Below are 18,983 nucleotides of genomic sequence, written 5' to 3'. Positions count from 1 at the left end.
CGATTGGCACCAGTCAGCCATGTCGCCCAGCGAGCCAACCCATCGCCAGGTGAACGAATCCGAATGGTGCGGCCTGTCGTCTTTTCCAGCGAACCGCAGTGAAGGAATCAAATTCATGCGCCTTAAAGATCTACTTCTGACGGCCAGTGTCAGCGCCGCCGCCCTGGGACTGGGAACCGCCCATGCCGGTCAACTCATGATTGGTGGCATGGACACGATCAATGCGCCCGCCCAAAGCGCCCTCGTTCTCGCCCAAGCGGACGCCGGTGGTGGCGATGCCGGCGGAGACGGTGGTGACGGTGGAGACGGTGGAGATGGTGGCGATGGCGGTGACGCCGGGGGCGGTGAAGCTGGAGGCGACGCTGGCGGCGGTGACACCGATGGTGCCGGCGATGGCGGCGGTGGCGATGCCGACGGCGGCGGTGACGCCGACGCCGGTGGGAACGATGGCGGTGCTGGCGATAGCGGCGGCAGTGCCTCGGCCAGTGGCAGCGGCACGGCAAGCGGTGGCAACGCATCCGCCTCCGCATCGGCCAATGCCAGCGTCGGCGGCGGAACGGCCAGTGCCGGCGCCGAAGGCTCGGCGTCCGGCGACAACGCATCAGCTGGCGCCAATGCCAGTGCCGGGGTGTCCGGCGACGGCAACAGCGCATCCGCCGATGCCGGTGCTTCCGCGTCGGCCGAGGGCGACGGCGCCTCTGCCGGCACATCGGCAAGCGCAGATGCCGGAACCAATGGCGATGGCGCGTCGGCCAACTCGGATACCGGCGCCTCCGCCTCAGTGGATGGCGCGGGCACAGCCAGCGCGTCGAGCGATGCAAGCGCGAGCGCCTCTGTCGGTGATGACGGCGGCAATGCGGAGGCATCAGGCGACACCGACGGCGCCGTCGCGGGCAACGGATCGAGCGAGACCGGCACCGACCTAAGCGCGTCAACCGGCGGCAGCTCGGCAAGCGTCAATACTACGTCGAACGCAAGCGGCAGTACGTCGGCCAACGCGTCGAGCTCGGGCAGTTCATTCGCATCATCAAACGGCGACGCAGCGGTCAGCGGTGCCTTGGGCAGCGCTGACGCGGATGCCGAGGGTGATGGGGCGTCGACCTCGGTCGGCATCGACACATCGGCCAGCGCCAGCGTGAACGGCACCTCGATCGACACCGGAAGCTGGAGCGGCGCCGACGCGTCGGCGGACGGCACCGCATCGGCTTCGGCTTCCGGCGCTTCGGTCGCCGCGGCCATCGACGGTGAAGCTGTCGGCGGCTCTATTGGCAATGCGTCCGGCAGCGCCGAAGGCGAAGACGCGGCGGCATCGTCGGGCGTCAAGACAGGCGTCGAGATCTCGGTCGACGACAGCACCGTGGCCGAGGCGAACTCCATGGCAAACGCCAGCGCCGCGGTGGAAGGCAACGGCACTGCCGAAACGTCGGCGACAGGCAGCAGCGAAGCCTCCTATCAGGACGGCGAAGCGAGTGCCGAAGCCGAGGCCGATGCCACCGCCGAAGCCAGCACCCAAGCGGCAGCTGACGAAGGTGACGACGGCACGCCCAGCGCGACCGCTCAGGCGACGGCAACCGCGACCGCATCGGTGACCAACGATGACGGCACGACGGTGACGGCCACCGCCATGGCGACCGCGATCGCTCAGGCGGTCGGCAATGCCAGCGCCGCCGCTCAAGCGGCAGCCAGCGCGGCCGCCCATGCGGAGGGGGCGTCGTCGGCATCGGCGGCGGCCGAGGCTGCGGCCCATGCCGGTGCGGCAGCCAGCGCGGCCGCCCAGGCCGCGGCACAGGCCCGGTCGCTTGCCGATGCCATTGGCACCGCCGAAGCCCAAGCCCAGGCCCAGGCGGCGGCCCAGGCGGCGTTGAGCGCCGAGGTCAACGCCGAAGCCGCGGCAAACGCAGCAACCATCGTTGTCGGCAGCCTGGCTGGCGCGTCCGCAAGCGTCGATGGGGTGGCTGCCCAGTGACGGCCCGCGTGGCCGTGAGCCCGGACAATGGCGAGCCCTGAGTCGCCATGTCCGGCTCCCCGTAGAGGTGGCCGGCGGCTCGCCCCGCCGGCCACCGATGCGGCACCTCCCGATAACCGACAAGACGGAGTGAACCCTTGAGAAACCACCGAACGACAAACCTGATCGCCACGACCCGTGGCCTGACCGTCGCCGCCATGCTGCTGGTCGGCAGTGCTGCCGCCCTGTTCGCCGCGTCGAGCTGGGCTGATGACGCGATCACGGTCGAAAGCCTGGAGGACATCACGACCATGAACAGCGACGAGACCGCCGCCTCTGCCAGTGCATCGGCTTCCGCCAGCTCTGGTTCCACCATCACCACGGATCAAAAGGCCGACTGCGCCGCCCACGCGACGGCGACCGCCAGCGCCACGGCGGACGGCGAGACCAACCATCAACACGACGAGGATCATGCCGCTAGCCAGGACGGCGGCTGTAACGCCGAGGCGAATGCGTCGGCGACGGCAACCAGCCAGTCCGACTGACGCGGCCAGCGTCCGCGGCGCGGCGGAAACAGCGTGACCCGGTGTCACGCCGCCGCGCCCTGGACGTCACCGCTTACGGGGAGTCGGATCGGCCAAACATGCTCAGGAGCTCGAACGATGTTTCATCATGCCGTTGGAACACGAGGCCTTGTCGCCGCGTGTCTTATCACCCTTCTTCAAGCTTGCAGTTCGGCGCCGCCGGACGCCCATCTGGTGCCTGACAATCCGGGCCTTTACGCCATCCGCGCCGATGAAACCGTGCGCATCGACGGTGACGCGGCCTGGGAGAACCAGAGTTGGGGCTGGCGTTCGACCATGCCCGAGCAGACGCAATTCGTCGTCTACGCGCCTGGTGAGAACCTGGCGAGCCAACCGTCACAAAAGATCTTCCTGCGCAAGGTCGCGTGGGTTCGCAGTCAGGTTTCGGCCGGCGGCGACATCATGCCGACCAGCGGCAGCGAGTGGGACGTGCCGATCAGCGACGCCTATCTGGTGCCTGTCACCTACAGCATCATCGCCGGACGCGCCGACACCATCCGTGTCACGCCCAGCCAGCCTCTGCCACCCGGTCTCTATGCGCTTCAGCTCCGTGGTGGTGAGGTGCGCAATGCCCGCATCGGCATCAACTGGCCGAACATCGACCAGGACGCCTATGCCGCCGCCCATTGTGTCGATCATTATCAAGACGGCACCGGCACCTATCGCCTGGAGCCATGCAACGATCAGCAACCGCAGTTGGCATCAGTAAACGATCAGGCCGGTCACGGATTGGAAATCCAACTGGCCACACCGACGACGGAAGTGGTCGGCGGTGTGACGACGCTGGTGATCCAGGGTGTCGTGACGAGCAACAGCGATCGCGTGCAACCAATCCCTCTGTTGAACGCCGAGTTGCTGGATGGCGCCGGTCAGATGCTGACCAAATGGCGGATCGTTCCACCGGCGAGTGAAATCATGCCCGGCCAGACTGTCGCGTTCGAAACGCGCGCGCCGACGCTGCCCGAGGGCACAGAAACCGTGAACGTGACGTTCAACGGCGATGCAGCGAGTTAGCCGCGCCCACTGACTCGCTACGCATGACGGGCCGCGTCCGATCGAAGACGCGGCCCGTCTTTTGCGTTCACATCACTTCTCGATGAGGAAAGAGACGCCGAAGCAGCGCCGCTTGCCGTCGAGTCCGCCCATGAACTTGCAAACGCTCAGCATTTCATTGCCCTTACCGGACTTGTCGACATGCTCGCGCATGAAGTCCGGCTTGCCCTTGCGCATCACCCTTTCGTCGGCGGCGTGCAGGGCCTCGGCATTGTCGGACCAAACGCGTTCGTGATCGGCCTTGCTGACGACGCCCTCTTTGTCGACGTCGTTGACCGTCTTATTGCCCCATAGTTAACGTCCCTCGTCATCCTTGACCCAGAAAACGAACGGCATCTGGTCAAAGTTCTCGAGGTCTTTGGTGTTCATGGTCTTCCCTCCCTGTGTTGAACGGCAACGAGCGGCGTCCTTGCTAGCGCCATGCGGTCATCTGTAGTCTGAAGCATGTGAGCTGGTCGTCTCCCACCAACGGAGCGATCCAACCTTGAAGCCATCACGACCAGTCTGGAGGGACTCATGGCAGAGGATACGAGAGCCGGAATCCTGGATGCCGTAAGCGATTGGATGAAGTTCCTGACCATCATCGCCCTGATCGCCGAAGCGGTCATCCTGGCGGCGATGGGCCTGACGCCAACGTCACACCCGCTAAGTGCCTGGTATCCCGTCTTTATGCTGGGGTTCCTGATTCTGATCGTGGTCGGCTTCTTTGTTGACCGGCACAATCGCCGGAAATCCGCTCCACTGGTACTGCACGTGGGCGAGATCACGACAACGGCTGACCCAAGCCGAACCGCTGTCGAACCCGCAGCCGTCGAAGCCTTGAATATCAGCGATTACTACGTCGATATGACCAAGGGCTATTCGTTCAAGCGACCGGATTCTGAGCTTTGGTCCAAACCGGCGCATCTCTCCGCATTGGAGCTAGCGAAAAAAGTTGGCGTCGTGAAAGACGCCGCGATCACCGAAGAACAGTTCTTGCTGGACGGCGCGGTTGTGCCGCTTGGCCGCATGTTGCGGTCATCGGAGAACATCATCTTTAGCCAAGGCGATCCGCTGACTATCGAGATGACTGATCAGACCTCGAATGCCGTTGTCGATGCTATCATTGAAAGGCTGCTGAAACGGATGGAAGAAGAAGGAGAAGGCCACGAGGAGGTCGATGAGGCGAAAATCACGGAGTTTCGGCGCTCGATGATCAACCCCGAGGGCTTGGACCTTCAGGGGATACAGTTAGAGAACTCCTTCTCTCTTATGATTCTTGACAAATCTCTATCGGAACAGTCGCCGGTGCGCCCGACGCTCGGCAATATCTTCTCCCAGCACCAGGCAGTTGCCCGTGATCCAATCGACACCATGGTCGCCAACGACACCATGATGCTGTGGGGCACACAGAACACCCTGACGAATGTCCTGCTGAACGGCACGCTGAGGGAGGTTTCGACCTATCGAATGTACAAATTGGTCGACAGCTCTCGGTTTGTCTTCCTGATTTCGATTGTCTGGATTCCCCAGTCTCAAGGCTCGATCGAGGTCTGGCACGAGATGAAGCAGATGATCGAGTCCTTCAAGGTTATCGATCAGTAGACGTAGCGGCCTTGTCCGCACCGGGACAACATCGGTCGAAGGGCCTTGCATAGACTCTCATATCTGGTTGATAATCCCATATATGAGAGGTGCGACCAACACTGACCCTGCCCTCGACGACCGCATAGCCAGCCGGTTAAAGGCGCTTCGGGCTGAACGCGACTGGTCGCTGGATGATTTGGCCGCGCGCTGCGGCGTCAGCCGGGCGACGCTGTCGCGCCTGGAGAACGGCGAGGTCAGCCCGACCGCCTCTGTGCTGGGCAAGCTGTGCGCCAGCTACGGGCTCGCCATGTCGCGATTGATGGCGGAGGTCGAGACCGATTTCGAACCGCTCGTGCGCCATGATGACCAGACCGTTTGGGAGGATCCCGAGACCGGTTTCCTGCGCCGTTCCGTCTCGCCGCCGTCACAGACTCTTGGCGCTGAAGTGCTGCACTGTCACCTCCCCGCCGAAACGCGGATCGAGTACCGCGATCCGCCACGGCCGGGACTCGAACACCATCTGGTCATGCTGAACGGCGCGCTGACCATGACCGTCGGCGGTACTGCCCACGCGCTCACCAAGGGCGACTGCCTGCGCTATCAGCTTCACGGGCCCGGCATCTTCGAAACCGGCAAGAAACCGGCGACTTATATGCTGGTCGTTTTGTGAGCCGCCATGGCTGATCCCGATGTCACGATCACGACGCTGACGCCAGACGACTACACAGACCACGAAGCCGCCCTGGCGGAACTGCTGCGCGATTGTGTCGAGGCCGGCGCCAGCGTTCACTTCATCACACCCTTCAGCCTGAAAGAAAGCCGGGCGTTCTGGCGGGAGAAGGTCGCGCCGGCCGTGCGCGCCGGCCACCGCGTCGTGGTGACGGCTCATATCGCGGGCCGCCTTGTCGGCACGGTTCAGCTGTCGTGTGATACGCCGCCCAACTCACCGCATCGTGCGGACGTCTCGAAGCTTCTGGTCCATCCCGACTTCCGCCGTCGCGGCATCGCGCGCGCCATGATGGCCGCTTTGGAGGACGACGCGCGCCGCCGCCAACGACGCCTGCTGTTGTTGGACACCGCGCCCGGCTATACGGAGACGTTCTACCGCGGAATTGATTACCAGAAGGTCGGGGTTGTTCCGGGCTTCGCCCGCGACGCGATCGAGGACGTCTATCTCGACACCGTGATCATGTACAAGACGTTGTAAGCCCCCATGTCGCCTTATGCGCCCCTCGTGCTGATCGTGGCCGCCGCTTTTGGCGGCGGGCTCTTGGCGGCGCAAGGACCGATCTTCGCGCGCATGGCGATCCACGCCGGCGGTGCGTTGCAGGCCGGCATGATCGCCTTTGGCCTGGGGTTCCTGGTGTTGTTGGTGCTTTATCTGGTCACCGGCGGCACCGCGCCCAAGCTTGCCGATCTCAAAGCCGCGCCGGGATGGGTCTGGTTTGGCGGCGTGATCGGCGCGGCGATGGTGCTGCTCTCGATCGTCGCCGTGCCGCGCATCGGCGTCGGCACCTTCCTGACCGCCGCCATCTGCGGGCAGCTGCTGGCCGCGATCGCCTATGATCACGTCGGCGCATTCGGCATGCCGCTACGTGCGATCGACATGTCAAAAATCGTCGGCGCCGGCCTGCTGCTCCTCGGCGCCTATCTGATCGTCCGCGATTAGAGCTAACCGTTACGCGACCTGTGGTGACGGATTTATGTCGTCCCGCGGTGCCATGACACTGGACGAAACGGCCGGGATGCGGCTTCATGGTGCCAACAAGAATAGGGGAGCGCGCGCCGCAAATGGACTTTCACGTCTACGCAGCTTTTGTCGTCGCGACGGCCATCATGATCTTCCTGCCCGGGCCCAGCGTCATTTTGACGGTGGCCCACGGCATTTCGTTCGGCTGGCAGCGCGCGCTGGTCACCGTCGCCGGCGCGACCGCCGGCGTCGGCGTGCAGCTCATCATCGCGACCATCGGCCTCGTCTCGCTGCTCAATGTGGTCGCCGAGGCGTTCGAGTGGCTGCGCTGGGCAGGCGCGCTCTACCTCATCTATCTCGGCATCAAGCAGTGGCGCAGCGCCGCGGTGCCGCGCGATGACGCCCGGCCGCCGACATCGCGCAAAAGCCTTTTCGTGCAAGGCCTCGTCATCACCATTCCCAATCCCAAAAGTCTGATCTTCATCGCGGCGTTCCTGCCGCAGTTCCTCGACGCCACGCGTCCGCTGGAAACCCAGTTCGCAATCATCGTGCCGACCTTCCTGGTGATCACCTTTGTCGTCACCGGTGTGTGGGCGGTTGCCGCGGGCAAAGCGCGCCAGTTCCTGAGCAGCCCACGCGCGCAACGCGTCGTCGCACGCGTCTCCGGCGGCATGATGATCGCCGCCGGCGCCGGCCTGGCGCTGGCCAGACGCTGATCGGAGACGCATCCATGGAAAGTCAGTGGTTGACGTGGGCCAAGCGCCTACAAGCGATCGCCGCGACCGGTCTGCACTATTGTGAGGATGTCTATGACCGCGAGCGCTATGCAGAGATCGACGACATCGCGCAGTCCATGATCGCCCAACTCGGATCGCTTCCAATCGAACATATCAGAGGTCTGCTCGCCCATCCCGGTCTGCACGGCTATGCGACTCCCAAGATCGACGTGCGCGCGGCGGTGATCAAGGATGGCAAGGTGTTACTGGTCTGCGAGCGTGGCGACGGCCGGTGGTCCCTGCCCGGCGGCATGGCGGATGTCGGCCTCTCGGCGACGGAAAACGTCATTAAGGAAGTTCGGGAAGAAGCCGGGTTACGGGTCAGCGTGACGGACCTCTACAGCGTCCGCCACCGCGCCAAACACGCTTATGACCCCGATGTCCGTGACTTCTACAAACTTCATTTTCTGTGCCAGCAAAGCGATGGCGCGTCACCCAAGCCGGGTGTCGAAACGACCGCTGCGGCGTTCTTCTCGCCCGATGAACTACCAGAGCTGTCGACCGAACGGATTTTGGCGGCCGACATCGACGCGGCATTTGAGTTTCATGCCGGCACAACGCGCCAGACGCAGTTCGACTAGGGGGCGCAGAAGTATCGTGCATGCCAACAACGCCATGATGTCCGCCATTCAATCTCCCACAGTCATCGGGTCATGAGCGGCGACAGCTTCACCGTCCATCCCGTCGATCAGGCGCGTTGGCCGGATCTGGTCGCTCTGTTCGAGGCTCGTGGAGGACCGAAGTACTGCTGGTGCATGGCATGGCGTACACAGCCGCCGGAAGCCAAGGAGGCACGCAATACCGAACGCAACGCGGTGTTGAAAGCCGCACTTGGCGCGCGGGTCGCCGACGGCATGCCCATCGGCTTGCTGGGCTATTGTGACGGCGAGGCGATTGCGTGGTGTTCGTTCGCGCCGCGCCCGACGTTCCGCCGCTTGGGCGGTCCAGAGGATGACGGCACAGCGTCGCAGAATGTGTGGTCGTTGACCTGTTTCTTTATCAAGCGCGCGTTTCGCGGTCGAGGACTGAGCGAGCGCCTGCTAAATGCGGCCCTTGCTTATGCCCGCCGACAGAATGCGGCCTGTGTCGAGGCTTACCCGGTCGAACCTGATTCACCGAGCTATCGTTTCATGGGGCTCACCACGCTTTTTGAGCGTGCAGGTTTCGTCGAGGTTGGCCGGGCGGGCACACGCCGTCACGTCATGCGCTTTTCCTTGCATTGAAATGGTTCCAAAAACAAAAGGTCACCCGATGACAGATGTATCGCTGACGCTCGCGCTTGAGCACCGCCGGACCTGCCGCGAGTTCGACGGGCGCGCCCTGCCGCTGCCGGTGGTGCATCGCCTGCTGTGGGCGGCCCAGGGCATCACCGGCGCCATGGGCGAGCGCACCGCGCCGTCGGCGCATGCGCTGCATCCCCTGCGCCTGGTGCTGGTGGTGGGCGCGGTCGAGGGATTGGAGTCCGGCGTCTATGCAGCCGACCCGCAAACTGGCCGCCTGACCATGACCGTCCACCGCGACGTCCGAGGCGAACTGCAGGCCGCGGCACTCGACGATCAACCGTGGATCGGCTTGGCGCCCTTCATTCTGACCCTGTGCGCTGATTTCGTGACACCGGCGAAGGACTTCGCCGATCAGCCACCCTTTGGCCAGCGCGGCGAACGTTACGTCTATATCGAAGCCGGCGCCGCCGCCCAGAACGTGCAACTTCAGGCGGTGTCGGAAGGTCTCGGCTGCGTCCTGGTCGCCGGTTTCAAGGACGAGGCGACCGCCAATCTGCTCGACCTCAAACCGCCGCTCGCCCCGGTACTGCATCTGTGCCTGGGCTGGCCGCAGATCCCCGACGGCACGGTCGACCTGTTCTCCAGCTAGTCGAAAAGGCCGATAATGGGTCCTTCGCTTTGACGTCCAAGGGGGACCCAGGGAATGGCATCGAAAGCGGGCCGGGCGCCGTCGCAGGCCGATATCAAGATCTTCATGCTGTCGACGATTTCACTGTCGGTCGCGGCATGGGACATCGCGTTCAACCTGGGCGTCTTCAACACAATCTTCTTCGACAAGGTGTTCACCGTGTGGGCGGCATCGACCGCGGCACTCTTCGCCAGCTTCTTCGTGCCGCCGCCCGCCGACCGCAAACGGCTGGTCAGTTGGCGCGGCCGCTTCGTGCTGCTGATCCCGACGCTTTGGATGCTGGTCGATCTTGAGTCCGGCGTCAGCCTGACGGGCACCGAGATCGACGCCCAGCTTTCGTGGCTGTCGCTGATCGTCGCCGTGGTCACCCTGCCCTACACACTCTACGTGCTCGTCATCATGGTGACGCCCGACCTGATCAACCTGAAGCAGCCGCTCTTCTTTGTCGTCATGTTCGCCATCGTCGCGTTCATCGCCCTGGTTGGCTATGCCGTCGGTTACTACAACGAGGACTTCCTGACCTGTCAGGACTTCATCGTCTCCGGCAACGACACGCCGGCGCGGTGCAAGGGATAAGGCGCTTGAGCGACTAGGCGTCGGCGAGCGGTCCAAGCGCCTCGATGAGCGGCTGCAACTCCGCCTCATACTTCTTCCAACGGGCGACCGAGGAATTATAGAGCGGTTGGCGGACCTGCCAGGAGCTTGCCGTGGCGACGGCGCGCTTGTTCTCGAAGAATCTCTCGCATCGCGGATGCCAGTCCAGACCGCAGAAATTGAGGAGATCGCGCGACACCGCCTGGCGGTTTTCGACCAAGCCCTCGTAGCAGAGATCGTAGATCGGTATAGGCAGGACCTTTCGCCAATGGGCCATGAGGTCATGGTAGAGACGGTAATAGTGCGCGAGATCGTCAAGGTCGAACGTGTGGTCCATGCCCAGCGGAAACTTCTTGAAGTAGCACGACAGGCAAACGTCGAGCGGCGAGCGCGTGCAATGGATGATCCGCGCGTTCGGAAACATGATGGCGATCAGGCCGAGATGCCGGAAGTTCGCCGGGTTCTTGTCGACGAAACGCTGGGCGGCCGGCGCCAACGACGCGGTGCGGCGCAGATACCCGTCGGCCAACAGCCGCTGCGCGGCAACGTCCATGTCGCGCAAGCAATTGGGGTAGACCGCGCCGGTCGTGGACTGGTCCGCAAGGGCGTTAGCGATGTCGGTGAGATCGCCCAGTTCGCCCAGACCGGCAACCTTGGGATGGCTGGAGAGAATCTGCTCCACCAAGGTCGTCCCCGACCGCGCCATGCCGACGACGAAGATCGGCGCGCCATCCGCAACGCCATGTCCGGCATAACGATCGAACAGCGACTGGTCGAAGACGGTCTTCTGTCGGGCGGCAAAGCTCTCCGCCCACGCCCTGTCATAGGTCGCCGTCATCAAACGATTGGCTGTTCGGTAGTGCGCAAAGGCAGACGATGGCTCGCCCATGTCATCGCGCATCTTGCCGGCGGCAAAGTGCAGGGAACAGAGATCGGAGGCCGAGAGGTTCGATGTCTTGCAGAGCGCCTCGACCCTGTCGACCGTCCCGTCGCCCGCCTTGAACCTGCCCGCCAAGGATAGGCTGTAATAGGCCTCGGCGAAGTCAGGTTTCAGGCTGATCGCGCGGTTCAGATGCCGTCGCGCCGCCGCCATGTCGCCCAAGCGCTGATCGATCACGCCGAGATTGTAGAACGGCAGCGGATCGGTCCCGTCGATTTTGATGGCCGTCTTGAGGTGGCGTTGCGCTGTCTTCAGGTCGTCGACGGCAAAGGCCGCGATACCCAATTGGGTCCACGCCTTGGCGTGTTTTTTGTCCTTTTTGAGGATTTGCCGGAACAGATCGGCGGCGTCGCGATGCCGTCCGGCCTTCTGCAGAGCCATGCCACGATTGAAGTTGACGTTGCTCTCTGTAACCTGAGGTTGCTTTGCGCCGTGCACAGTCGTTGGCAAGGCTTGGCGTCGCGCGACTCTTCGATCGGAAGTAACCGAAGAAGCAGACCTTGAATCGAAAGAGTTATTGGGACGAATCTTTGGCATATAACTCTTTCGATAAATAACTGACTCAGGATTATTGACCGAATATTATTAACACTTTGTGTAAAGAACGCAAACGTTCGACAAACACTGCGATTTTCGTCGCGTTGATGTTGCAGATCTTCGACGGTCTATCGATCTGGTGTGGTCTTGCTTGGTGCGTCAGACCAAGCTGCGATGACATGTTGACGCAACGGCGTCGTGCCACGGCGACTGCCTAGCCGGTCGACACGACGTCGAACGAACGGCGCGCCGAAGCAAGGCGCGTGTCGGGCCATAAGTGTCGGGTCATGTAAGGAAGATGAAGGTGGCGTCCCCAGGGGGACTCGAACCCCCGTTTTCGGCGTGAGAGGCCGATGTCCTAGGCCACTAGACGATGGGGACGCTAACGCGCCATCGGGCGTGGAACATCTGACATAGTGGCTTCCCCCTGTCCGGTCAACAGATGCGTGACGGGCGCGGCCGCGATGCCGCCGTGGGTGCCGACGAAAATCCCCAATCGCCTGAACGTGAGCGCTGAGCGCTTGTCGGATTCGTCCGGCCGTGCGACTATTTTTCCAGTCGCAGCAAGTGGTTGACTGGATTGGAAAGGGAGAGCATGGGCAGCTTGATTGAGTTTGCGCGTCCCGACGGCGGCAGCACCAAGGGTTATCAGGCGGTCGCCGGCGACGGCCGGCCGGGTGTCGTCGTGATTCAGGAATGGTGGGGTCTGAATGACCAGATCTGCGGCGTCGCCGACCGCTTTGCCCGCGCCGGCTACAACGCCATCGCACCGGACCTTTATAAAGGCCGGGTCACCACGGAACCGGACGAAGCCAACCACATGATGGACGGCCTCGACTTTCCCGGCGCGACCAACGAAGACCTGCGCGGCGCGGTTCAGCATCTGAAACAATCAAGCGGCAAGGTCGCCGTCATGGGCTTTTGCATGGGCGGCGCGCTCACCATCGCCGCCGCGGCCCACGTGCCAGAGACCGATGCGGCCGTCTGCTTTTATGGCATCCCGCCCGCCTCCTTTGCCGACCCCGCGACGATCAAGGTGCCGTTCCAGGGCCACTTCGCCAATATCGACGACTGGTGCACGCCGGCCGCGGTCGACGAACTGGAAGGCTCGATGAAAGCAGGCGGCGTCAACTACGAACTCTTCCGGTATGACGCCCAGCACGCGTTCTTCAACGAGCGGGCGGAAGGTGTCTACGACACCGCTTGCGCCAACCAGGCCTGGGAGCGTATGAGCACGTTTCTGAACGGGAACTTGTGAGTGGGCTGATCGGCTGACATCGACATGGCGAAAACGAATGACCTGATGCCGCGCGGGCGGGCATGTGCGCCGCTCGCGATTCTAAGCGGTCTCGCCCTGGTCCTTTTGGGCGCCTGCCAGTCGCCCAAGACATCGGCCGAGCTCAGCGACAGCGACTATGTCGACAACTTCGAGACGATCGCGTTCTACCGCGAGTTCGATCCCGATAAACGCGCGCGCCGGCTGACGCGCTGGGAAGAGCCGCTGAACGTCGCGTTGGTCGGCGATGTCACCGACCGCTACCTCGAATACACACTTGTCCATCTGGACGAGATGTCAGAGATGAGCGGCCTGCCGATCAATATCGTAGGGCCGGAAGACAAGGCCAATGTGGTCGTCATCTTCTCGCCCGACCCGTTCAACGAGGCGGTGACGACCTATCGCGACGTTTATTCCCCCTTCTTCTCCAGCGAGCGGCTGATGGAAAAGCTGACCAAGGAGATGGAAGGTCAGGCGACGTGTTATGGCCGCATCGTCACATCCGACCACCGGCCCAACGAGATTGTCGCGGCGGTCATCCTGATCCCGACCGACCAAGGACGGTTCATCGTTCGCGCCTGCATCATCGAGGAGCTGACCCAGGCGATGGGCCTGTTCAACGACTCCGACGATGTCGAACCGTCGATATTCAACGATTCCAGCCCCAACATGGCGCTGACCGACCACGACCGCATCCTGTTCCGCCTGCTCTATGACCAGCGCCTGTCACCGGGCATGTCGTGGCCGGAGGCCGAACCGATCGTGCGCCAGGCGGTAACGGAGATCCGCACCTAGAGCAGAGCGCATTCTGTCTGAATCGCATGCGAACCAGATAGAGTCGCGAGTCTGCTCCAACCAATAGATCGAGAGCAGATTCACGCGATGAGCAAGAGCCGCCAAGCGGCTCAGGCTAATCGCGATCCGCTTCTGGTTCCCACAACTCCAGGATGTCGGCGGCTTGCGCGGCGATTCCCGCCTGGAAACGCTTCATAGCGCATGTCAGCCAGCCTCTTTTTCGTATTGCAAATCATTCTCATTTGCGGCTAAAACTCTTCGTCAATAGCCACCTGTGGGGACAACCATGCGAAAGACCAGAATTGCCGCCCTCGCCGCCGCGGCGAGCCTGTGGACGGCACCTGCCCTGGCCGACGTCGACGCCAATGCCGTTTTGACGACTTATGCCGATATCGCCGAGGCGACCTATGCCGACTCGCTGCTGCGCGCCGAACAGCTGCACGACGCGGTCGAGGCGCTGGTTGCCATGCCCGACGAGCGGCATCTGGCCGAGGCCCGTGAGGCCTGGCGTCAGGCCCGCGTGCCCTATCAGCAGTCCGAAGCCTATCGCTTCGGTAACCCGCTGGTCGACGACTGGGAAGGCCGCGTCAACGCTTGGCCGCTGGATGAGGGCCTGCTCGATTATGTCGAGGTCGTGAGCTACGGCGAGGAGTCCGACGAGAACCCCTATTACACGGCCAACGTGGTCGCCAATGCCCATATGCATATCGGCGGCGTCGAAATCGACGCTTCGACTATCGATATGTCGCTCCTGCAGGAACTGCACGAGATTGACGGCGTCGAAGCCAATGTCTCGACCGGCTACCACGCCATCGAATTCATGCTGTGGGGCCAGGATCTCTACGGCACCGGCCCTGGCGCCGGGGACCGTCCGGCGACGGACTTTGATCCCGCCAACTGCACCGGCGGCAACTGCGACCGGCGCGCGGCCTACCTGCTCGCCGCCAGCGAGCTGCTGATCGTCGATCTGCAGGAAATGGTCGGGTTGTGGGGTGCTGATGGCGATGCCCGCGCCGCGGTCATGGATGCCGGTCCCCAGCGGGGTATCGCCATGATGCTGACCGGCCTGGGCAGCTTGAGCTATGGCGAGCTGGCCGGCGAGCGTATGAAGCTCGGCCTGATGCTGCATGATCCCGAAGAGGAGCATGACTGCTTTTCCGACAACACCCACTGGTCTCACTTCTATGACCAGCAGGGCATGGTCAACGTCTATAACGGCCACTACACCCGCGTAGACGGCTCGGTTGTCTCCGGCCCCAGCCTGGCGGACCTGGTCGGCGCGACCGATCCGGCAGCCAATGACGCCATGCATGCCGCGATGAATGCGACCAACGCGGCGATGCTGGAGATGGTCAAGACGGCTGAATCCGGCAACACCTATGACCAGATGCTCGGCGAAGGCAACGATGCCGGCAATATGCTGGTCGACAACGTCGTCAGCGCGTTGACCGCGCAGACCCAGGCGATCGAAAACGTGGTCGCGTCGTTGGACCTTGGTTCAATCGAGATTGAAGGCTCTGACAGCCTCGATAATCCTGACGCCGTCTTCCAGTAAGAAGACGGCGGTCGACGAGGGCCGGACACTCTTATGCCCCTTTGCGTGTCCGGCCCTTTTCGCTTAAACAGAGCCTATTGTGTTCTTGTGTCGGAATAAAGGACGGCTTTACGCGGGTCGGTGAAGCTGTGGGACGGTTCTGACCAAACAGGGGCCGCTCGACACCCATGCGTGTGATCATCGTCGGTATCCTTGTGGCCCTGATTGGTCTTTATGCGGCTGCCGTAGCCAGCACGCCAAGCCAGGAGCACGCCGCCATCGTCGCGCCGACGACGGAGTTTTCGGCCGCCGAGCGTTACGAAACCAACCAGGGCGGCGCCGGCACGTTTCGCGGCATGGTCAATGCCGACGTCTTTTCGCAGCCCTCCAGCAACATCACGACCGAAGAACGACTGCTGTTCTCTGTCGGCAACGGTTTCTTCAAGCGTGTCTGGGTGACCGCGCCGTCGTCCACCAAGTCGGCGGACGGCCTGGGGCCGCTCTACAACGCCCGCGCCTGTCAGCGCTGCCACCTGAAGGACGGGCGCGGCCATCCGCCGTCGGCGAACTGGCCGGAGGACAACGCGATCTCCATGTTCCTGCGCCTCAGCATCGAACCGCAGAACGAAGAACAGGTCGCGCTGTTGGAGAGCGGCCGCGCCAACGTGATACCCGAACCAACCTATGGCGGTCAGCTCCAGGATTTCGCGATCGGCGGCTTGGCGGGCGAAGGCCGCATGGTGGTCACCTATGAAGAGTTCCCGGTCGAGCTCGCCGGCGGCGAAATCGTCATGCTGCGCGCGCCGACCTATGAGGTCAGCGACCTCGGCTATGGCGCGATGCATGCCGATGTCATGATGTCGCCGCGCGTCGCGCCCCAGATGATCGGGTTGGGTCTTTTGGAATCCATCGACCCCTACGACATCCTGGCCCAGGCCGACCCGGACGACAGCGATGGCGATGGCATCTCCGGGCGCCCCAATGTGGTCTGGAGCAGCGAACTGAATGATGTCGCACTGGGACGCTTTGGCTGGAAGGCGGGCGAGCCCTTCTTGAACCAGCAGAACAGCCATGCGTTTACCGGCGATGTCGGCCTGTCGACACCGGTCTCGCCCTATGCGTGGGGCGATTGCACCGAGAACCAGCCGTCATGTCTTGCGGCCTACGATGGCAACGACGAAGATGGTCACGAGGCGACCGCGGAGATGATGGAACTGGTGCTGTTCTACACGCGCAACCTTGCTGTACCCGCGCGCCGCAATGTCGACGACCCCACCGTCCTGACAGGTAAGGAGTTGTTTTATGAAACCGGATGTATCGCCTGTCACACGCCGAAGTACGTCACCATGACGCTAGAGGAAAGCCCGGAACTGTCGCACCAATTGATCTGGCCCTATACGGACCTTCTGCTGCACGACATGGGCGAAGGCTTGGCCGACGCCAGACCGGAAGGCCGCGCCAGCGGCAGCGAATGGCGCACACCGCCGCTGTGGGGTATCGGCCTGACCGAAACCGTCAGCGGCCATACCTTCTTTCTGCACGACGGGCGCGCGCGCAACCTGACCGAGGCCATCCTGTGGCATGGCGGCGAAGCGCAAGAGGCGCGCGACGCATTCGCCGCCATGGACCCGGAAGACCGGGCCGCCCTGCTGCGCTTTCTGGAGTCGCTGTAATGGGCCGCCGACGCCGTGTGCTGAAAGGTCTGGCAGCCGCCGGTTTGGCGCCCGTCTGGCGCCCCGCGACCCTGCTCGCCGGCGAACCGATCGCCCAGACCCGGTTTGCCGACGTCAACAGCAACCTGGTCACCGACTATGCATCGCCGCGCTTCAACACGTTCGCCGAGGCGGCCCATAAGCAGGCCGAGATCCTGGTCGCCTACGACCAGGGCGACGCGACGCTAGAGGATGCGAAATCGGCGTTCCACGACGCGATCGGCGCCTGGATGAAAGTGCAACACTTGCGCTTTGGCGCGGCCGAAGAGCAGATGCGCGACTTCCGCATCCAGTTCTGGCCCGACAAACGCAACCGTGTCGGCAAACAGCTTGGCGAGGCCATGCGTGAAGAGCGCCAGGACCTGCTGGATCCCGAAGTCCTGGCCGATGCAAGCGTCGCTCTACAGGGTTTTCCGGCGCTTGAACGGCTGGTGTTCGTCGAGGAAGTCGCACCCGGAAGTTATGGTGGCGCGCTTGCCGTCGCGGTCGGAAACAACCTGGCCAGCATGACGGACGCCATTGCCGGCGCCTGGGCGCCGGCCGGAGCGACCGGCGCGGCGCTGCTGTCGCCCGGGTCCGGCGCGCGTTACAGCGATCCCGCCGCCGTTACCGCCGCCTTCGTCGGCGCCATGGCGGTGCAGCTTGAGTTCATCGCCCAACGCAAGCTCTCAACGCCGCTGGGCGAGAGTTTGGAGAAGGCGCGTCCGCGCACGTCCGAGACATGGCGCAGCGGCGGTAGCCTGACCCACATCGCGACCAATCTGACATCGCTGAGCGACATGTACGGCGGCGGGGACAGGATCGGCGCGCTTGTCGTCGAAGCCGGCTTCGAGCAAGTCTCCGAGAATCTTCAAGTTGCCATGGCCGAAGCCTTGGCGAACACACAGGCACTGGGCGCCGATCTGCCACCGCTGGTCGAAGAGGAGGCGGGCCGCGAACAGCTTGAGCAAATCGTCGCAAAGGTCGAAACGGCCCATGGCCTGGTCGCCGGCGACATTGCCGGCGCGCTCGATCTGGTCTTGGGGTTCAACAGCCTTGACGGCGACTGAACCGCAAACGGCGATCGCCAGCGCCTGGAGCGATCACGACGGATCGGCCCATGCCGGCGTTGTGACCAGCAGGGGTGACGCGCTCGTCGACGTCAACCTGCCCGGCCGCGGTCACGGCATATGCCTGGCGCCGGATAACAAGACCGCCGTCGTCTTCGCCCGGCGTCCCGGCCGCTTCGCGACGGTTATTGATCTGGTCGATCAGAAGGCGATCGCCCAGATCGACAGCCTTCCCGACCGCCACTTCTATGGCCACGGCGCCTTCTCAGCCGACGGCACGCGGCTGTTCGCGTCGGAAAACGACTTTGAGAACAGCGCCGGTCGCATCGGCATCTATGATGCCACCGACGGTTTCCGCAGGATCGGCGAGTGGTCGAGCCACGGCCTGGAGCCTCATGAAATCGTCCTGATGCCCGGCGGCAAGAAGCTTGCCGTCGCCAATGGCGGGATACGCACGCATCCTGAGAGCGGCCGTAAGAAACTTAACCTCGACACCATGGTGTCGTCCGTCGTTCTGATGGACAGCCAGGACGGCGCGCTGCTGGCATCCGTCTCGCCACCCGACGCACTGCATCGCCTCAGCCTGCGTCACATGGCGGTTAACGATGCCGGCCGCCTGGCGATCGCCATTCAGTATCAGGGCGCGCCAGGCGATCTCGTCCCCTTGCTGGCGACGTGGGATGGCCATGGCCCCCTCGCCTTCATCGACGACGGCGAGCCGGTGGTTCCGGCAATGAAGAGCTATTGCGGCAGCGTCGTCATCGATCGGGGTGGCACGGTGATCGCCCTGACGTCGGCGCCAGGCTATCTCGTCACGTTCTGGCGCATCGACGACCTCAGCCTCATCGCACACCGTCAGATCCCCGATGTCTGTGGCGCCGCGCCGCTCGGTACCCCCGGTCGCTTTCTTTTGTCGTCCGGCACCGGCGCCATGATGGTCTATGACGTGGCGACCGATGATCTGATCACGTGCGCCGCACCAAAACGCATGTGGGACAACCACCTGACGGCTGTCTGAAAC

The 18,983-nt window shown here is 63.3% G+C and carries 20 protein-coding genes and 1 tRNA gene; 18 read left to right on the top strand and 3 right to left on the bottom strand.

Annotated features, from left to right (window positions below; all coding sequences use genetic code 11):
- The first annotated feature begins 115 nt into the window (after positions 1 to 115).
- From AAF563_09740 to AAF563_09730, 3 genes are all read left to right on the top strand, one after another.
- Complete coding sequence (locus AAF563_09740) at positions 116 to 1,966, top strand: hypothetical protein (GenBank protein ID MEM7121545.1); 1,851 nt, start codon at positions 116 to 118, stop codon at positions 1,964 to 1,966.
- 137 nt (positions 1,967 to 2,103) lie between these two features.
- The gene (locus AAF563_09735; protein ID MEM7121544.1) at positions 2,104 to 2,490 is read left to right on the top strand and encodes a hypothetical protein; all 387 of its coding nucleotides are present in this window, start codon (positions 2,104 to 2,106) and stop codon (positions 2,488 to 2,490) included.
- Between the two features lie 213 nt (positions 2,491 to 2,703).
- Positions 2,704 to 3,543: a hypothetical protein gene (locus tag AAF563_09730; GenBank protein ID MEM7121543.1), complete on the top strand. Its 840-nt coding sequence runs from the start codon at positions 2,704 to 2,706 to the stop codon at positions 3,541 to 3,543.
- A gap of 72 nt (positions 3,544 to 3,615) precedes the next feature.
- On the opposite strand, the gene AAF563_09725 is transcribed toward AAF563_09730, so the two are convergent.
- Entirely contained in the window at positions 3,616 to 3,759 is a 144-nt protein-coding gene (locus tag AAF563_09725) for a hypothetical protein (protein ID MEM7121542.1), read from the bottom strand.
- Positions 3,760 to 4,098: 339 nt separating this feature from the next.
- Between AAF563_09725 and AAF563_09720 the strand changes: the two genes are divergently transcribed.
- The 9 genes from AAF563_09720 to AAF563_09680 all read left to right on the top strand — a co-directional run bounded on the left by AAF563_09720 (position 4,099) and on the right by AAF563_09680 (position 10,101).
- Positions 4,099 to 5,166 carry a hypothetical protein gene (locus AAF563_09720; GenBank protein MEM7121541.1) on the top strand — a complete coding sequence of 356 codons (1,068 nt, stop codon included), beginning with the start codon at positions 4,099 to 4,101 and terminating at the stop codon, positions 5,164 to 5,166.
- A gap of 82 nt (positions 5,167 to 5,248) precedes the next feature.
- Positions 5,249 to 5,818, top strand: coding sequence for a helix-turn-helix domain-containing protein (locus tag AAF563_09715; GenBank protein MEM7121540.1), 570 nt, complete (start codon positions 5,249 to 5,251; stop codon positions 5,816 to 5,818).
- Between the two features lie 6 nt (positions 5,819 to 5,824).
- Positions 5,825 to 6,355: a GNAT family N-acetyltransferase gene (locus AAF563_09710; protein MEM7121539.1), complete on the top strand. Its 531-nt coding sequence runs from the start codon at positions 5,825 to 5,827 to the stop codon at positions 6,353 to 6,355.
- A 6-nt stretch (positions 6,356 to 6,361) separates the two neighbouring features.
- Complete coding sequence (locus AAF563_09705) at positions 6,362 to 6,817, top strand: DMT family transporter (protein MEM7121538.1); 456 nt, start codon at positions 6,362 to 6,364, stop codon at positions 6,815 to 6,817.
- Between the two features lie 122 nt (positions 6,818 to 6,939).
- Entirely contained in the window at positions 6,940 to 7,554 is a 615-nt protein-coding gene (locus tag AAF563_09700) for a LysE family translocator (GenBank protein MEM7121537.1), read from the top strand.
- Positions 7,555 to 7,568: 14 nt separating this feature from the next.
- Complete coding sequence (locus tag AAF563_09695) at positions 7,569 to 8,195, top strand: NUDIX hydrolase (GenBank protein ID MEM7121536.1); 627 nt, start codon at positions 7,569 to 7,571, stop codon at positions 8,193 to 8,195.
- A 72-nt stretch (positions 8,196 to 8,267) separates the two neighbouring features.
- Positions 8,268 to 8,837 (top strand): GNAT family N-acetyltransferase, encoded by a 570-nt coding sequence (locus AAF563_09690; GenBank protein MEM7121535.1) that lies wholly within the window; start codon positions 8,268 to 8,270, stop codon positions 8,835 to 8,837.
- A 28-nt stretch (positions 8,838 to 8,865) separates the two neighbouring features.
- Positions 8,866 to 9,486 carry a SagB/ThcOx family dehydrogenase gene (locus tag AAF563_09685; GenBank protein MEM7121534.1) on the top strand — a complete coding sequence of 207 codons (621 nt, stop codon included), beginning with the start codon at positions 8,866 to 8,868 and terminating at the stop codon, positions 9,484 to 9,486.
- A 54-nt stretch (positions 9,487 to 9,540) separates the two neighbouring features.
- Complete coding sequence (locus tag AAF563_09680; protein MEM7121533.1) at positions 9,541 to 10,101, top strand: hypothetical protein; 561 nt, start codon at positions 9,541 to 9,543, stop codon at positions 10,099 to 10,101.
- 13 nt (positions 10,102 to 10,114) lie between these two features.
- Here the strand turns inward: AAF563_09680 and AAF563_09675 are convergent, their stop codons facing one another.
- Both AAF563_09675 and AAF563_09670 read right to left on the bottom strand, forming a co-directional pair.
- Entirely contained in the window at positions 10,115 to 11,440 is a 1,326-nt protein-coding gene (locus AAF563_09675; protein MEM7121532.1) for a sulfotransferase, read from the bottom strand.
- 461 nt (positions 11,441 to 11,901) lie between these two features.
- A tRNA-Glu gene (locus tag AAF563_09670) sits at positions 11,902 to 11,977 on the bottom strand.
- A 214-nt stretch (positions 11,978 to 12,191) separates the two neighbouring features.
- Here AAF563_09670 and AAF563_09665 point away from each other — a divergent pair.
- From AAF563_09665 to AAF563_09640, 6 genes are all read left to right on the top strand, one after another.
- Positions 12,192 to 12,854 (top strand): dienelactone hydrolase family protein, encoded by a 663-nt coding sequence (locus AAF563_09665; protein MEM7121531.1) that lies wholly within the window; start codon positions 12,192 to 12,194, stop codon positions 12,852 to 12,854.
- 24 nt (positions 12,855 to 12,878) lie between these two features.
- A complete protein-coding gene (locus AAF563_09660; GenBank protein ID MEM7121530.1) occupies positions 12,879 to 13,667 on the top strand; it encodes a DUF2927 domain-containing protein in 789 nt (262 codons plus the stop codon).
- A gap of 286 nt (positions 13,668 to 13,953) precedes the next feature.
- Positions 13,954 to 15,222 carry an imelysin family protein gene (locus AAF563_09655; GenBank protein MEM7121529.1) on the top strand — a complete coding sequence of 423 codons (1,269 nt, stop codon included), beginning with the start codon at positions 13,954 to 13,956 and terminating at the stop codon, positions 15,220 to 15,222.
- Positions 15,223 to 15,389: 167 nt separating this feature from the next.
- Positions 15,390 to 16,874 carry a di-heme oxidoredictase family protein gene (locus AAF563_09650; GenBank protein ID MEM7121528.1) on the top strand — a complete coding sequence of 495 codons (1,485 nt, stop codon included), beginning with the start codon at positions 15,390 to 15,392 and terminating at the stop codon, positions 16,872 to 16,874.
- Entirely contained in the window at positions 16,874 to 17,962 is a 1,089-nt protein-coding gene (locus AAF563_09645) for an imelysin family protein (GenBank protein MEM7121527.1), read from the top strand. The genes AAF563_09650 and AAF563_09645 overlap by 1 nt, the downstream gene beginning before the upstream one ends.
- Entirely contained in the window at positions 17,949 to 18,980 is a 1,032-nt protein-coding gene (locus tag AAF563_09640; GenBank protein ID MEM7121526.1) for a DUF1513 domain-containing protein, read from the top strand. The genes AAF563_09645 and AAF563_09640 overlap by 14 nt, the downstream gene beginning before the upstream one ends.
- The last annotated feature ends 3 nt before the right edge of the window (positions 18,981 to 18,983 follow it).

The organism is Pseudomonadota bacterium, assembly GCA_039028155.1.
Lineage (GTDB): Bacteria > Pseudomonadota > Alphaproteobacteria > SP197 > SP197 > JANQGO01.
The sequence above is the reverse complement of the archived record's forward strand: the minus strand, read 5'-3'. Positions and strand labels throughout refer to the sequence as shown.

Excerpts from the sequence above, each read along its gene's own strand:
- AAF563_09740 (MEM7121545.1), top strand. The coding sequence starts at position 116 with ATGCGCCTTAAAGATCTACTTCTGACGGCCAGTGTCAGCGCCGCCGCC.
- AAF563_09725 (MEM7121542.1), bottom strand. The coding sequence starts at position 3,759 with ATGCGCAAGGGCAAGCCGGACTTCATGCGCGAGCATGTCGACAAGTCC.
- AAF563_09720 (MEM7121541.1), top strand. The coding sequence starts at position 4,099 with ATGGCAGAGGATACGAGAGCCGGAATCCTGGATGCCGTAAGCGATTGG.
- AAF563_09715 (MEM7121540.1), top strand. The coding sequence starts at position 5,249 with ATGAGAGGTGCGACCAACACTGACCCTGCCCTCGACGACCGCATAGCC.
- AAF563_09710 (MEM7121539.1), top strand. The coding sequence starts at position 5,825 with ATGGCTGATCCCGATGTCACGATCACGACGCTGACGCCAGACGACTAC.
- AAF563_09705 (MEM7121538.1), top strand. The coding sequence starts at position 6,362 with ATGTCGCCTTATGCGCCCCTCGTGCTGATCGTGGCCGCCGCTTTTGGC.
- AAF563_09700 (MEM7121537.1), top strand. The coding sequence starts at position 6,940 with ATGGACTTTCACGTCTACGCAGCTTTTGTCGTCGCGACGGCCATCATG.
- AAF563_09695 (MEM7121536.1), top strand. The coding sequence starts at position 7,569 with ATGGAAAGTCAGTGGTTGACGTGGGCCAAGCGCCTACAAGCGATCGCC.
- AAF563_09690 (MEM7121535.1), top strand. The coding sequence starts at position 8,268 with ATGAGCGGCGACAGCTTCACCGTCCATCCCGTCGATCAGGCGCGTTGG.
- AAF563_09685 (MEM7121534.1), top strand. The coding sequence starts at position 8,866 with ATGACAGATGTATCGCTGACGCTCGCGCTTGAGCACCGCCGGACCTGC.
- AAF563_09680 (MEM7121533.1), top strand. The coding sequence starts at position 9,541 with ATGGCATCGAAAGCGGGCCGGGCGCCGTCGCAGGCCGATATCAAGATC.
- AAF563_09675 (MEM7121532.1), bottom strand. The coding sequence starts at position 11,440 with ATGGCTCTGCAGAAGGCCGGACGGCATCGCGACGCCGCCGATCTGTTC.
- AAF563_09665 (MEM7121531.1), top strand. The coding sequence starts at position 12,192 with ATGGGCAGCTTGATTGAGTTTGCGCGTCCCGACGGCGGCAGCACCAAG.
- AAF563_09660 (MEM7121530.1), top strand. The coding sequence starts at position 12,879 with ATGGCGAAAACGAATGACCTGATGCCGCGCGGGCGGGCATGTGCGCCG.
- AAF563_09655 (MEM7121529.1), top strand. The coding sequence starts at position 13,954 with ATGCGAAAGACCAGAATTGCCGCCCTCGCCGCCGCGGCGAGCCTGTGG.
- AAF563_09650 (MEM7121528.1), top strand. The coding sequence starts at position 15,390 with ATGCGTGTGATCATCGTCGGTATCCTTGTGGCCCTGATTGGTCTTTAT.
- AAF563_09645 (MEM7121527.1), top strand. The coding sequence starts at position 16,874 with ATGGGCCGCCGACGCCGTGTGCTGAAAGGTCTGGCAGCCGCCGGTTTG.